The following is a 14245-nucleotide window of genomic DNA, read 5'->3' as shown; positions in this document are numbered from 1 at the left end:
TTACTGATTAATTAAAGCAATTAAATGATATAAAGAGGCTATATATTCAACACGTTGCTTAGACAAGACCAGTTTACCATATTCAGTCAATCGATACATTTTTTTATTTGATTTTACATGCTCTTCATCTTGGTAGATTTCAATTTCCCCTTCTTCTACCAAGTGTTTAAGCATCGTAAAAACGGACGGATTACTAATTGTGATTTGGCCGTCTGACACGGTTTTTATGGTTCTTGTAATCTCATATAAGTAAGCATCATTCTTAGATAATATGGCTAATATAATTATCTCAGTATAACCTTTAATGAACTCACTAGAAGTAATCATGGTTTCACCAAATTTCTTTTTAAATTTTTAAGGGTATTCCCTACATCTATTATAACCTATCCTCATATATAATTAAAAACGATGCTTGAATATTAATTCAAACATCGTTTTACTTTTAGTTAAATATGAATCGGTTTATCCACAATACCATGTGCAACTTCATGCATCATTTCTGAGAGGGTTGGATGCGGATGAATCCCCGCAACAATATCATCAGCGGTGGTTTCAAGTGTCATACCAAGTACTGCTTCTGAGATCATTTCAGTTGCCGATGGGGCTAAAATATGAACCCCTAATATTTCATTGTATTGTTTTGAGGCAATAATTTTCATAAGGCCCTCAGCCTCTCCCTCAGCTAAGGCTTTACCATTAGCAGAAAGCGGGAAGGTTTGAACTAAGTAATCTAATTTTTGTGATTTAGCTTCTTCTTCTGTAATCCCTACTTGAGCGATTTCAGGGAAGGTATAAATACCAGCTGGGGCAATTTTATAATTAAGTGGATGGTTATTCCCAGCGATATGTTCTACTGCAGTAGTCCCTTCTTTACTTGCAACATGTGCAAGCATGAATTTACCATTGACATCGCCAATCGCGTAAACATCTTCAACATTTGTTTGCATGTATTCGTTCGTTACAACACAGCCTTTTTCAATAGTTAAATTTAGCGCTTCAAAGCCTTTTAAGTTTGCTTTCATTCCAACGCTTAATAAAATATTATCGCCTTGAATGGTTTTTTCTTCACCATCTAATTTATAGGTTACTTTATTGCCATCAATTTTAGTAACGGCAGCATTAAGTAAGACGTTAATTCCATCTTTTTTAATTTTCTTTTTGAAGACGTTTTTAACTTCTTGGTCTACGCTAACCAAAATATCATCTAAACGTTCGATGACGGTTACTTTAGTCCCAAGGGTATTAAAGACCGTTGCAAATTCAAGTCCAATTACTCCGCCCCCAATAACAACTAATTCTTTAGGTTGTTTCTTAAGGTCTAAGATTTCTTTACTTGTCACAACAATGCCTTTATCAAACGCTTCTTTTAACCCATCAATCGGTGGAAACGCTGGGCTTGCACCTGTAGCAATAATGAGTTTTTTCGTTTTGATGGTTTCGTCATTTACTTTTACAGTATGATTATCAATGGCTTTAGCCTCACCCATATAAAGGGTAACATTATTTTTCTTAAGTAGCGCGCTTACACCACCTGTAAGACGTTTTACAATCTTATCTTTACGGTGGATCATATCAGGGAAATCATAGCTTACATCTTTCATATCTATTTTGATCCCGTAATCTTTTGCATGCTTAATTAAGTCATAGACTTTAGCGCTTTTTAGTAATGCTTTAGTTGGGATACATCCCCAGTTTAAACAGACGCCACCTACAGCTTCTTTTTCTATAATTGCAACATCTTGTCCAAGTTGTGCCGCACGAATAGCCGCCACATAGCCACCAGGTCCGCTGCCGATAATGGTGATATCATGTTTTTTCATATAGTCACTCCTAACTTAGTAATAATTTAATAGGATCGCTTAATAATTCACGGAGTTTCACCAAGAATCTTCCCGCATCGCCACCATCAATTACACGGTGGTCAATCGTTAAGGATACAGGGAACATATCACGAATCACAATTTGGTCATCAATGACTGCAGGTTGCTTAGTAATGGCACCCATACCTAAAATAGCCACTTCAGGGTGTTTGATTACTGGTGTTCCAAGTTTTGAACCAAATGCACCATAGTTTGTGATTGAGAATGTGGTGTTTTGAAGTTGATTGAGTTGAATTTTACGATCTCTTGCATCTTGTGCAAGTTCATCAATTTCTTTTGCGAGTTCTAAGATTGATTTACGGTCTGCATTTTTGATATTTGGAACAATTAATCCCACTTCTGTATCTACAGCAATCCCGATATTATAAAACTCTTTATAAACGATTTCTTCAGTTTCATGATCGAAACTTGAATTAAATACTGGATATTCTTTTAAAGCAAGGACGACAGCTTTAATAATAAGTGGTAGGTATGTTAACTTAACACCAGCTGCTTCTGCTTTAGATTTTTGATCTTTTCTGAATCTTACAAGTTCAGTCACATCAAATTCATCCATAACGGTAGTTGCAGGGATGAGTGCGTTTGATGTATCCATTGCTTGAACCACTGCTTTTCTAAGTTTAGTAATTTTTTCTCTTCTTGTCCCTTCAGTTGGTAATTTAGGCATAGGGAAACTACGTGCAGTACCAGCAGTTGTGGTGGTTGCTTGTGAAGATTCTTCTTTTTTACTTGCAGATTGGATGTCTTCTTTCATAACGCGGCCTTGTGGACCTGTCCCTTTAACTTGATTAATATCAACACCTAAATCTTTAGCCATTTTACGAGCTACTGGTGTTGCAAGGGCACGGGTTCTTGTAGGCGCATCTTCTTGAGCGCTATGTTCATCACTATCTTCAAGAACATCATCAGAAACGATTAAAGCCCCAACAACGCTTGCGTTATCATCTTTATCGCCTTCTGCAATTTTCTCTTCTTTTTTAGAATCTTTTGATGCTTCTTTTTTAGTTTCTTTTGGTTCTTCTTTTGGTTCTTCTTTTGGTTCTTCTTTTGGTTCTTCTTTTGGTTCTTCAGATTCGGTTTCACTACTTCCATCGCCATTTTCATCAATTAAGACGAGTGTTTCACCAACGTGGATTGTTTCACCGACTTTAGCTCCAATTTTCTTTAAGACACCTGATACAGGCGCAGGTAATTCTGCGTTTACTTTATCGGTTTCAACGATGCAAAGGGTATCTCCTTCTTCAACTTTGTCCCCGACTTCAAACATCCACTTTAGGATTTGACCTTCGTGGATTCCTTCACCAATGTCTGCGAATTTAAAATCATACATGTGGTCTCACTCCTTATTTGAATGTCGCTAATTTTTTGATTTCGTGCGCAATACGTTTTGGTTCTAACATAAAGTGATGTTCACCTTTTGGAAGTGGTACGGTTACATCAAATCCTGTTAAACGTGTTGGCTGTGCTTCTAAATAGAAGAACGCTTTTTCGTTTACACGTGAAATGATTTCTGCACCGATTCCTAATGTTTTAACCGCTTCGTGAACGACTAAAATACGTCCAGTTTTTTTAACAGATTCAATAATGGTATCTGTATCCATTGGGGCAATGGTTCTTAGATCGATTAATTCCACATCGATTTTGTCACCATTTTCTTCAAGTAATTTTAAAGCTTGTTGGACTTCTCTTACAAGTGGTCCCCAAGCAACAACAGTTAAATCTTTCCCTTTTTTAACCACTTTTGCTTTACCAATTTCTACAATATAATCCTCATCTGGGACTTCTTGTTTAAAGGCACGATAAATACGTTTTGGTTCCATATAAATAACTGGGTCTGGATCTTTAATTGCAGCTGCAAGTAATCCTTTTGCATCATACGGTGTTGAAGGTATGACGAGTTTTAACCCTGGAATATGTGCAAATAAAGTTTCTAATGATTCTGAATGGTGTTCTAAGGCTCTAACGCCACCACCATATGGCATACGAATAACAATTGGAAGATTGAACTTCCCACGTGAACGGTTACGCATACGCGCCATGTGTGTCACGATTTGATTGTATCCTGGGAACATAAATCCTGAAAACTGAATTTCAGCGACTGGTTTTAACCCGTTTGCGGCCATCCCAACAGCACTACCTAAAATCGCAGCTTCTGCGATTGGGGTATCGAATACACGGGCTTCTCCAAATTTCTTTTGGAGTCCTGCAGTTACACGGAATACACCGCCTTCAAAACCGGCATCTTCACCAAATACTACAACGGATTCATCTAATTCCATTTGTTGTTCAAGGGTTTTGTTGATGGCTTGTAATAATGTTAGTTGTGCCATATTATTTGCCCTCACTTTCTTCTAAGTATTCAAGATAAGCTTGTTTTTGTTCTTTTAACTCTTTGGTTAATTCACCATAAGTATAATCGAAGATATCATCAAGTGGTACAAGTCCTGATTCTTCAACTTTTTTAAATGTTGTTCCGACAAAGTCTGTTAATTCTTTTTGTAAGGCATCTTCTTTGTCTTGATTCCATAGTTTTTTGTTACTTAAATATTTTCTGAAGCGTAGGAGTGGATCTTTTGTTTTCCATTCTTCAACTTCTTCATCTTTTCTATAAATTGTTGGGTCATCTGAGGTAGTATGTGGTCCTAAACGATAAGTAAATGCTTCAATTAACGTTGGGCCATCCCCTTTAACCGCACGTTCACGTGCTTCTTTAACGACTGCATACATTGCTAAAACGTCGTTTCCATCAACTTGAATCCCTGGAATTCCGTAAGCAACTGCTTTTTGTGCTAAAGTTTCAGATTTGGTTTGTTTTGCACGTGGGGTTGAAATCGCGTATTGATTATTTTGAATAATGGCAATCATTGGGACGCTGTAGACTGATGCAAAGTTCATCCCTTCGTGGAATTCTCCGTGACTAGTCCCACCATCACCAATATAGGTGAAAGCAACTTGGTCTTTCTTTTGTAATTTTGATGCATAGGCAATTCCAGCCGCATGGTTAATTTGTGAACCAATTGGTACGTTTACTGGCATTACATTAACGCCATCATCAAAACGTGATCCAAGTTCATTTCCATACCAATATAGGTATGCTTGTTCTAGGGTTACGCCTTTATAAAGCATCGCTGCCATTTCTCTAAATGCTGGAACTAAAAAGTCCTCAGGTTTTGATGCAGCCATCGGTCCGATTTGTGCTGCTTCTTGTCCAGAAACTGGCGCAAAAGTAAGCATACGTCCTTGACGTTGGTATTGTAATGCTTTGATATCTGCAATACGAGTTAAAGACATGACACGGTACATGTTTAAGAGTACTTCATCATCAATTTTTGGTTCAAGTTCTTTGTTAACGACTTTACCGTCTTTATCTAAGACTTGAAACATCTCTTTTTTGAGTGGATCATACTTGTCTAATATCATGGGTGTTCCTCCTTAATTAGAATTGTTATAAATAGTTTTTTTGAAAAAAATAAGTCACACATAATGACACTATTAGTGTAACGTATCACTTAACTTTTTTCATCTAATATACACTTTTTTGTACTTTTTTTAAATAAGTCTTTTTTGGGTATAAAAAAACCCTTTTTGCAAAGGGTATGTTTTAAGCTTTTTCTTTAATTGTTCCGTCGCGGTAACACGCGATGAGTTTAGCTAAATCGTTAATTCTATCTTTTAATTCTTTGCCTTTATCGGTATCGTAAATATAAGTTCTTCTTGTGTTTAAGTCTTCATATCTTGTGACACTAACGATATCACGTTCTTGGTGTATGAGTTGGCTGTATGAGGCAAAACGTTCGTGAGAGACCAAGAAATAAGCATAGGAATCACTTATAAGGGTGTACCCACCGATGTTGGTAGATTTGACGTATTGTTTACTCATACCACCATCAATATTATAAATACGTTTATTGGCAAGAACGACTTGATGGCCTTTTGTCACATCAAGTGGGACATGCCCGTTAATAATTTTTGAATGTTTTTTACTTAACTCAAAAGCTTCATAAATGGTGTCTAAAACTTTCTCATCTTCACGTAATTTAAAGTAAGGATTCATGATTTCTTTATGCGCTTTTTTATCTTCAATAAAATAGCGTTCAAAGGTTTTCATGGCGTGTTTAGCAAATAAAGGACTACTCGCTCCTTGCCAAAGCATCATGAAGTAATCTAAGTCGTTATTATCTTTACTGTAACGGTTTAAATAGGCATGACGTATTTTACGCTCATACGCTTCAAATAATCCTTTACCGCTATAATTAATCCCATCAATTTTTTGCACCATAAAGGTGCCATCTTCGTTCATTGGAATGGCTGCATGGAAGAGTAAATTGTTATTGTATTTTAAATACATGCTGCCTTTTTGGAATAAATATTTCACATGCAGTTGTAACATCTCGTTATGTCTAAATAGCTGGGTTAAATGATTAATGATGTCTTTTTCTTCATGGGTAAGTTTATACGGGTCGTCGTTAAAATTAACGGTTGGAAAATGGGTATCTTTTAATGGGTAAGTATCCCCGTTGATCTTGACGGTGCCATCTTTGATATTAATTTTATCTAAACATAAACGATCACTTAAATTAAAACATGGGTTTCTTAAGATGACATCGCGTTCTAGTTTAAACTGAATAATGGTAATGGCTTTATGCATTTTAGCCACAAACAAACGTTCATCTTGGTCATGGGTTAAAACATCAGACTCTTTTGGAATAAAGTGTGTACAAGGATCATCAGCATACACTTTAGATGCAAAACGTGCAAGAGGGAGTAAGTTAATGCCATATCCATCTTCTAAGCAATCTAAGTTGTTATAACGTGCTGCAATCCTTATGACATTGGCAACACTAACTTTACTACCCGCTGCAGCGCCCATCCAAATAATATCGTGATTTCCCCATTGAATATCGGCATGTTTTTTTGTCATGAGTTTTTGCATGACTAGGTGTGGTTTTGGGCCTCTATCAAAAATATCTCCTACAATATGCAATCTATCAATCGCTAAATTTCTAATAAATTTACTGATTTGAACAATAAACTTACTCTCACGCTTGGTTTCGAATATTGCTTCGATGATCGATTGATAGTAACGTTCTTTATCTTCATGAGAACCTGATTCATAAATGAGTTCTTGAATAATATAAGAATACTCTTCTGGTAGTGTTTTTCTTACTTTACTTTTGGTATATTTAGTCGCTAAATGTTTAGAGAGCTCTATCATATAAAAGATGACTTCTTTTAATAGTTCATTGAAACCTTTTTTTGATAGTTTTTGTTGGTACTTGTTTAGCATATCAGTAGGATAGTAAATGAAAAAAGCCAGACGATTTTGCTCAGCCTCACTTAAGTTTTTAAATAATTGATCAATTTTTTCTTTAATGATTCCTGAGGCGTTTTTCAAAAAGTGATTAAACGCATCATATTCACCATGAATATCTGTAATGAAATGTTCTGTGCCTTTTGGTAAATTTAAAATCGCATTTAAGTTTATAAATTCACTTGAAGCTGATTGTACGGTTGGAAATTCATTACTTAGTAGTTCTAAATATTTAATTTCATAATCCATAAAACACTCCTTTAAAGCAATGACATACTTTATGATAGTTTATCATAAGGTCGTCGTTTAAACAATCAAGTATCTCTATATATATAAAATAAAGTATGGTAAAATGAAGTATCACTTTTACGGAGTTTTTTTATGGAAAAAATTAGAATTAGTGCGAAAGATTTAGTTACATTTAGTTATGCTAGTGGTGATTTATCAAATCAGACTAAATTAAGAAACGCACAACTCATTGGCACAAAATTACATATGAAACGCCAAGCAACGTATCTTGAAGATGAGCACAAAGAAGTCTTTGTAGAAACGTTTTTTCCTTATGAAGATTTTGAATACCATGTAAGTGGCCGAATGGATGGTTTACTAAAACGTGATAATACGTTAATCATTGAAGAAATTAAATCCACTGAAACCGATTTAAGTCTTATTGAAGAAACCACTTTTCCTGCGCATCTCATGCAGGCTAAAATATATGGATATATTTATTGTTTAAACCATAATCTAAAAAGTATTACTTTATGGCTTACCTATATTCATACAGAAACTGAAGCCATTAAAACCTTCACAAAGCGCATGCGCTTTGATCAATTAAAAAAAGCATTCACTGAATCAATTGTTAAATATACCCAGTGGCAAAAAATCTATCAAGAACATCAGTTTAATAAAATGAAGTCGCTTGAGGGCTTAAGTTTTCCGTTTGATGCTTTCCGCGAAGGTCAATACCATTTTATGGGGGCTGTTTACCAAACCTTAATGAAAGAAGATATTTTATATGCTACCGCACCTACAGGGATTGGAAAAACGATTGGGGCGATATTTTCAGGCTTAAAAACGTTAAGTAATGATAAAGAAAAACTCTTTTATTTAACGGCTAAAAACGCGGGTAAAACCATCGCCGTTGAAACGGTTGAAACCTTAAAAGCTAATGGCTTAAAAATAAAAGCCATTACTTTAAACTCAAAAGAAAATATGTGTTTAATGGATGAAGTGGACTGTGATCCTGAGATTTGTCCTTACGCAAAAGGATTTTACAACCGTTTAAAAGGTGGGTTAGAAGACATATTTGTTCATGATGATGTCTATGATGCCAAACTCATTAAAGCTTATGGGGAACTTCATACCATATGCCCACATGAATTTGCGTTAGAGATTTCTAACTATTCTGACATTATCATTTGTGATTATAATTATGTGTTTGACCCAAGAATTAAACTCATCCGTTATTTTGAAGATGATTACTATACACCTAAACTGTTAATTGATGAAGTCCATAACTTAGTAGACCGCTCTAGAAGTATGTATTCTTCTACCATTACACTAAATGAAATTAAAACATTACTAACTACGATTGAAGGCTTTAAACCTAGTCCTAAACGCACTATTAATCAGTTACTTCAAACCATGGAGACTCTGATTAATACTCATGACATTATTAAAACACAATTTTATGTAGATGAGCACATTGATCCAATCTTACTTAATCAAACCCATGTTTTAATGAACAAATTAGATGAACTTTTACAAACGTATAAAAAACATCCTTTAAGAAAAGATATTAGAAATGCTTATTTTTTACTTGTTCAGTTTATTCGCATTAGTGAATATTATACCGATGCCTTCCGTTTCACCATTGAAACTAGTGGAGATGATGTGCTTTTTAACATTGTTTGTTTTGATGCTTCAAAACCGGTTAAAGAAATTATTGATTCACGCGCTAAAGGCACCACGTTATTTAGTGCAACGTTAAATCCTGTAGATTATTATGCCAGTTTACTTACCCAAGGGGTCGGGGTGAAATTTGAAGTGCCAAGTCCCTTTGATCCGAGCCGTTTAGGGTTAATGATTGATGTATCAACTAGCACAAAATATCGCGACAGAAACTTAAGCGTCACAAAAATCATCGATACCATTTATGCGATGCTTGAAGGCAAAAAAGGGAATTACATTGTCTTCTTCCCAAGTTATCAATATATGAATATGGTGTTAGAACAATTTGATGCAAGCGGTTATACGCTTATGGTTCAAAATAAAGAGATGAATTTATTTGAACGTGAAGATTTTTTAACCAGTTTTAAGGAAACAGGAACAGATTCTAAAATCTTATTTTCAGTCTTAGGCGGTTCTTTTAGTGAAGGCATTGATTATATTGGGGATATGTTAAGTGGCGTTTTAGTTGTTGGGGTCGCACTGCCACAGTTTAATGTGATGAATGAACTGTTAAAAGACTACTATAATAGTAAAGGCTATAACGGCTTTGATTATGCCTATACTTACCCTGGAATGAACAAAGTCATTCAAGCCGTGGGTAGAGTCATTAGAACTAAAGAAGATGCTGGTATTGCTATCTTATTTGATAGCCGTTACCAACTTGCTAAATATAAGGCGTTATTCCCAAGTCATTGGAAGCAAGCTGCATTTATTACAGAAGATGATTATATTTCAGATTCAATTGAAAAATTTTGGAAAAGCATAAAATAAAAAGCCACCCAGTGGGTGACTTTTTTATACTATTTAGCGCGTTCAAATAATTCTCTCGCAATCGGTTTATCAATAGAAACAACCGTTCCTACATTACCAAGTGCTAGCGCATTACTAACTAGTTTTTCAAGTGATGCATCATCTAATTGAATCCCTGCTTCTTCAAATGATGTTGGCGCTCCCCAACTTCTAAAGAGGGCTTGAATCGCATCAATCACTTTTTCAGGGTCTTGTTCGTTAAAGAGTTCTCTACCTAAGAATGTTAGGCGTTGTTTCATCGTAATTGGATTATGTTTTAACGTGGTTTTAAGCCACGCAGGGTAAATCGTTGATAAAGCATACCCATGGGTTGTTCCATAAAACTGTGTAATTGGATAACTTAAACGATGACTTGCCCAATCGCCTACTTTACCTTGTGCTAATATCCAGTTTAATCCAATTGTTGCGGCCCAACTAATATTTGCACGCGTTTCATAAGAATCATAGCCTCTTAAATAACGATCACAGTTTTCAAACACACTTTTTACAATACCCATACTCATATAATCACTGGTTTCTGTACGTTGTGTATTTGAGAAGAACTGTTCAAATACATGCATGACAATATCAATACACCCTGCAATCACAAAATGTTTTTCTACATGCATGGTGTAACTTGGATCAATAATCGCAAAACGTGGGAAAATAAACGGATACGCCACAGCGCGTTTTTCATTTGTTTTATCGTTGGTGATGACGGTATTTCCATTAGCTTCTGAGCCTGTTGCTGCAAGGGTTAAAACAACCCCCAAAGGTAAAGCTTCACTAGCATCAGTCTTTCTTAAAAAGACATCCCATACTTTATCTTCATCCACAAACGGGCTAAAAGCGATTGCTTTAGCCGCATCAATGACGCTACCGCCACCTGCAGCTAATACAAATTTAATATCTTGTTCAATAATGGTCTTTCTCCCACTTATGACACTTTCAATACTTGGATTTGCACGCACATCACTTTCTTCAAAGTGTTTGATTTTTAAATCTTTAAAAATTTTAATTAAAATCTTATAGACCCCAATTTTTTTTATTGACTCTTTTCCATATACAAGTAATATACTTTGCCCTTGATAAGGTAATAACTCAGTTCTTAGTGCTTCAATTTGATCTTTTCCAAAAATAATCTTTGTTGGATTATGATAGATAAAGTTAATCATTGTATCACTCCTCGCTTCTATTATAACAAATCAAGTGCTTTTCCTTGAAAAAATCTTCATTTATCGCTAAACTATACATACGAAAGTTAGGTGAAGTCAATGGTTCCAAATTATAAAAAATCAATTGTAAATATCACCGCAACTATAAACGAACATTTTGGTAACAATACCAATCATCCATCGTTACCAATTTTAAAAGAAGAATTAACGAAAGAATATAAACATATTGTGTTAGTATTAATGGATGGTTTTGGTGTGAACTTACTAAAAGCGCATCTTCCAAATACTGCGCTTTTAAATAGCGCTTTTAAAACTACCCTTACCTCAGTCTTCCCACCAACTACTACTGCAGCAACAACCGCAGTTCTTACTGGGTTAACTCCTTATGAAAGTGGGTTTTTAGGGTGGTTTCAATTTTTTAAAGATTATGATACGTATTTCACAGTCTTTATTGAAGAAGACTATTATGATTCAAAAAAAGTCATACATCCTGATTTAAAGACGTTTTTTAACCGTGAAAGTTTTATTGACCAAATCACAAAATTACGTCCTGAGATAACGGGAAAAATCTTTTTCCCTTATCCAATTGATAAAGCCGGTTACACGAGTGTTGAACACGGGATTAAAGCATACTTAGACTTTACTAAAAAACATGATTTAACCCTAAGTTACTTCTATATTGTAGAACCAGACTTAACCGAACATAAAACTGGTATCTATAGCCAGGAAACTAAAGCTAAAGCTATAGAACTTAATAACATTATGGAAAGACTTCAAGCCCTTGCAAGTCAAGATACATTAGTTATAGTCACAGCCGATCATGGGTTAACTGATGTTGTCCCTATTGATTTGTTTAGTGATACTGAGCTTGTAGATACTTTTGAACATAACCCTTCAATTGAACCTCGTGCTACCACATTTTTTATTAAAGAAAATCAAACAAAAACCTTTGAAACTTTGTTTAATAAGAAGTATGGAGATTTTTTCACCTTATATAAAAAAGATGATTTTCTTAAAACAGGCCTTTTAGGTCATGGAAAAAAACATCCTTTTGTAGATACGTGTTTAGGGAATTATATTTCCATTGCGACTGATGTTTATTTCTTTGAACTATCACAAGATAAAAAACACATCGCGCACCACGCAGGACTAAAAGATGACGAAATGTTAGTCCCACTTATTTTCTTTAAAGGAGGAATGTAGCGTGCCAATATTATCTAGTAACAGATTGAATACTTTTCCTCAATCAAACCCTGTAAGCTTTGTGATGATTGTAATTATTTCAATTGTCTTTATTTTACAAAATTTCTTAATTGTATTTGGTATTAATTTAGGCCAATTAGGTGCCATTAGAACTTTCGATCAAATCGGCCCTAACACCGTTGCTTTAAATACGGAATACTATCGATTAATCACTGCCATATTCTTACATGGAAGTTTTTTACATTACTTATTTAATACGTTTTTTGGATTTTATATTATTGGGGCTAGTTTGGAACGTTTAATTGGTTCTAAAAAATATTTAATTGCACTGATTGTTTCTGGATTAGGCTCTAGTTTAATTGTTTACGGCTGGGAGTATTATAGTTTTGTTTATTTAGAAAGCTTTAGAATCGTATCAACGCTTGGGGCAAGTGGGGCAATCTTTGGAACGATGGGATTTTTATTTTATTTAACGATGGTAAGATCAGACTGGTTCAGCCCACAAGATATCTCAAGTATCCGCGGAATAATCTTACTTAATGTGGTCTTTTCATTCTTTGGAAATATTAGTACTGCGGGTCATCTAGGCGGATTATTTAGTGGGTTTATCATTGCGTTATTATTAACGGGTAAAACCCCTTATTATAAAAAATCTAAAGGGTTTGAAAATCCTCATGACCCCTATAATTATGAAGATTGGGATATTGAAGATTTAGATGAAGTCGTTTTTGTAGATGATGAAGATGACGACGATGATGATCGAAGAGTTTGGTAAAGATTGCATACTATGCAATCTTTTTTTATGCTATAATATTTTATGAGGTGATACTATGGAACAGGCTATTGCTAAAAGAAATATTCGCCGTTTACGCATCTTACTTTTAGGGATCTTTTTAATAGAGGTCTTATTTTTATTACAAGTTGAACGCGTAAGGTTAATAGAAAATGCTCATGAACTCGTTGTGATTTCTTACACACTGCATTTTATTTTAGCTGTTTTATCTATAAGTTTGTTTATTTTTCTATATTTAAAGCGCCATGCACCGCTTGAGGTGCACCAAAGTATCCAGCGACTACCGCTTTGGACAGTGTTTACAGTTTTAATACTTGTTGCTGTTATAAGCATGTTTGATCAGCTTTCTCACGGACATATCACATTATTTACTGTTCATTTACTTACTTTCGGACTCATTATTTACATTAGACCTTATTGGAATATTGTTATTTATACAATTCCCTATTTGTTATTCATTATTGGAGTGTTTATTTTTCAAGATAACTTAGATATTTTATATACGCATTTAATTAATGCAACTATAATTTATGTCGGTGTATTATTTAGTTCTACTGTTTTTTATCATTATTTAACCCGTGAACTAGATTACACAATAGAATTATTAACTAAAAATGAACAACTAGAAATCTTAGCAACCATTGACCCCCTTACAAAACTTCCTAATAGACGTTTTTTTGAAAGACAAATTGCTTATGAAGCAAGTATTAATAGACGTTACAATCATGAAGCTTCATTACTACTAGTTGATATCGATCATTTTAAAACGATTAATGATAATTACGGCCATGATGTAGGCGATGAAATTTTGAAAGAACTTTCTGAAATCTTTAAATCCCGTGTGCGTGAATCTGATACCGTTGCACGTTGGGGTGGCGAAGAATTTATGTTTTTACTTTCTCATACAACCCCTGAAGGGGCAAGAATATTAGCAGACCGTATCCGTGTCATGGTCCAAAACAATGTCTTTAAAGTACATGGTTTAGAACTTATGATTACGATTTCAATCGGGATTACCCGCTTAAATCATGAAATAAAAGATGGTTTTAAAGATAGTTATAAAGAAGTCGATCAAGCCCTTTATGAAGCAAAAGATAAAGGCCGTAACCGTGTCATCATGAAATAAAAAAATAAGGACTCGAAG

Annotated in this window: 11 protein-coding genes; 4 read left to right on the top strand and 7 right to left on the bottom strand. The window is 34.7% G+C overall.

Annotation, left to right across the window (positions count from 1 at the left end; genetic code table 11):
* From ACHAJD_RS08810 to ACHAJD_RS08785, 6 genes are all read right to left on the bottom strand, one after another.
* Positions 1 to 327, bottom strand: a complete 327-nt coding sequence (locus ACHAJD_RS08810; protein WP_435585499.1) for a PadR family transcriptional regulator — start codon at positions 325 to 327, stop codon at positions 1 to 3.
* A gap of 119 nt (positions 328 to 446) precedes the next feature.
* Positions 447 to 1820 (bottom strand): dihydrolipoyl dehydrogenase, encoded by a 1374-nt coding sequence (gene lpdA, locus ACHAJD_RS08805; RefSeq protein WP_435585498.1) that lies wholly within the window; start codon positions 1818 to 1820, stop codon positions 447 to 449.
* 10 nt (positions 1821 to 1830) lie between these two features.
* On the bottom strand, positions 1831 to 3210 hold the full coding sequence (locus ACHAJD_RS08800) for a dihydrolipoamide acetyltransferase family protein (RefSeq protein ID WP_435585497.1): 1380 nt from the start codon (positions 3208 to 3210) through the stop codon (positions 1831 to 1833).
* 13 nt (positions 3211 to 3223) lie between these two features.
* Complete coding sequence (locus ACHAJD_RS08795; RefSeq protein ID WP_435585496.1) at positions 3224 to 4210, bottom strand: alpha-ketoacid dehydrogenase subunit beta; 987 nt, start codon at positions 4208 to 4210, stop codon at positions 3224 to 3226.
* A gap of 1 nt (position 4211) precedes the next feature.
* Entirely contained in the window at positions 4212 to 5300 is a 1089-nt protein-coding gene (gene pdhA, locus ACHAJD_RS08790) for a pyruvate dehydrogenase (acetyl-transferring) E1 component subunit alpha (protein ID WP_435585495.1), read from the bottom strand.
* Positions 5301 to 5481: 181 nt separating this feature from the next.
* Positions 5482 to 7440: a fructose-1,6-bisphosphatase gene (locus ACHAJD_RS08785; RefSeq protein WP_435585494.1), complete on the bottom strand. Its 1959-nt coding sequence runs from the start codon at positions 7438 to 7440 to the stop codon at positions 5482 to 5484.
* Positions 7441 to 7572: 132 nt separating this feature from the next.
* On the opposite strand from ACHAJD_RS08785, the gene ACHAJD_RS08780 reads away from it, so the two are divergent.
* Positions 7573 to 9912 (top strand): helicase C-terminal domain-containing protein, encoded by a 2340-nt coding sequence (locus tag ACHAJD_RS08780; protein WP_435585493.1) that lies wholly within the window; start codon positions 7573 to 7575, stop codon positions 9910 to 9912.
* A gap of 29 nt (positions 9913 to 9941) precedes the next feature.
* Here ACHAJD_RS08780 and ACHAJD_RS08775 read toward each other — a convergent pair whose 3' ends face one another.
* On the bottom strand, positions 9942 to 11105 hold the full coding sequence (locus ACHAJD_RS08775) for an iron-containing alcohol dehydrogenase (protein ID WP_435585492.1): 1164 nt from the start codon (positions 11103 to 11105) through the stop codon (positions 9942 to 9944).
* A 99-nt stretch (positions 11106 to 11204) separates the two neighbouring features.
* Here ACHAJD_RS08775 and ACHAJD_RS08770 point away from each other — a divergent pair, with 99 nt between their 5' ends.
* From ACHAJD_RS08770 to ACHAJD_RS08760, 3 genes are read left to right on the top strand one after another with little or no spacing between them, the layout of a single operon-like run.
* Entirely contained in the window at positions 11205 to 12308 is a 1104-nt protein-coding gene (locus ACHAJD_RS08770; RefSeq protein ID WP_435585491.1) for an alkaline phosphatase family protein, read from the top strand.
* Position 12309: 1 nt separating this feature from the next.
* Positions 12310 to 13083 carry a rhomboid family intramembrane serine protease gene (locus ACHAJD_RS08765; protein WP_435585490.1) on the top strand — a complete coding sequence of 258 codons (774 nt, stop codon included), beginning with the start codon at positions 12310 to 12312 and terminating at the stop codon, positions 13081 to 13083.
* A gap of 55 nt (positions 13084 to 13138) precedes the next feature.
* Positions 13139 to 14227 (top strand): GGDEF domain-containing protein, encoded by a 1089-nt coding sequence (locus ACHAJD_RS08760; RefSeq protein ID WP_435585489.1) that lies wholly within the window; start codon positions 13139 to 13141, stop codon positions 14225 to 14227.
* Positions 14228 to 14245: the final 18 nt, after the last annotated feature.

The organism is Liberiplasma polymorphum, from assembly GCF_043951795.1.
In the GTDB taxonomy this organism is placed as follows: Bacteria; Bacillota_I; Bacilli_A; order Izemoplasmatales; family Izemoplasmataceae; genus Liberiplasma; species Liberiplasma polymorphum.
The sequence above is the reverse complement of the archived record's forward strand: the minus strand, read 5'-3'. Positions and strand labels throughout refer to the sequence as shown.

Excerpts from the sequence above, each read along its gene's own strand:
- ACHAJD_RS08810 (WP_435585499.1), bottom strand. The coding sequence starts at position 327 with ATGATTACTTCTAGTGAGTTCATTAAAGGTTATACTGAGATAATTATA.
- lpdA (WP_435585498.1), bottom strand. The coding sequence starts at position 1,820 with ATGAAAAAACATGATATCACCATTATCGGCAGCGGACCTGGTGGCTAT.
- ACHAJD_RS08800 (WP_435585497.1), bottom strand. The coding sequence starts at position 3,210 with ATGTATGATTTTAAATTCGCAGACATTGGTGAAGGAATCCACGAAGGT.
- ACHAJD_RS08795 (WP_435585496.1), bottom strand. The coding sequence starts at position 4,210 with ATGGCACAACTAACATTATTACAAGCCATCAACAAAACCCTTGAACAA.
- pdhA (WP_435585495.1), bottom strand. The coding sequence starts at position 5,300 with ATGATATTAGACAAGTATGATCCACTCAAAAAAGAGATGTTTCAAGTC.
- ACHAJD_RS08785 (WP_435585494.1), bottom strand. The coding sequence starts at position 7,440 with ATGGATTATGAAATTAAATATTTAGAACTACTAAGTAATGAATTTCCA.
- ACHAJD_RS08780 (WP_435585493.1), top strand. The coding sequence starts at position 7,573 with ATGGAAAAAATTAGAATTAGTGCGAAAGATTTAGTTACATTTAGTTAT.
- ACHAJD_RS08775 (WP_435585492.1), bottom strand. The coding sequence starts at position 11,105 with ATGATTAACTTTATCTATCATAATCCAACAAAGATTATTTTTGGAAAA.
- ACHAJD_RS08770 (WP_435585491.1), top strand. The coding sequence starts at position 11,205 with ATGGTTCCAAATTATAAAAAATCAATTGTAAATATCACCGCAACTATA.
- ACHAJD_RS08760 (WP_435585489.1), top strand. The coding sequence starts at position 13,139 with ATGGAACAGGCTATTGCTAAAAGAAATATTCGCCGTTTACGCATCTTA.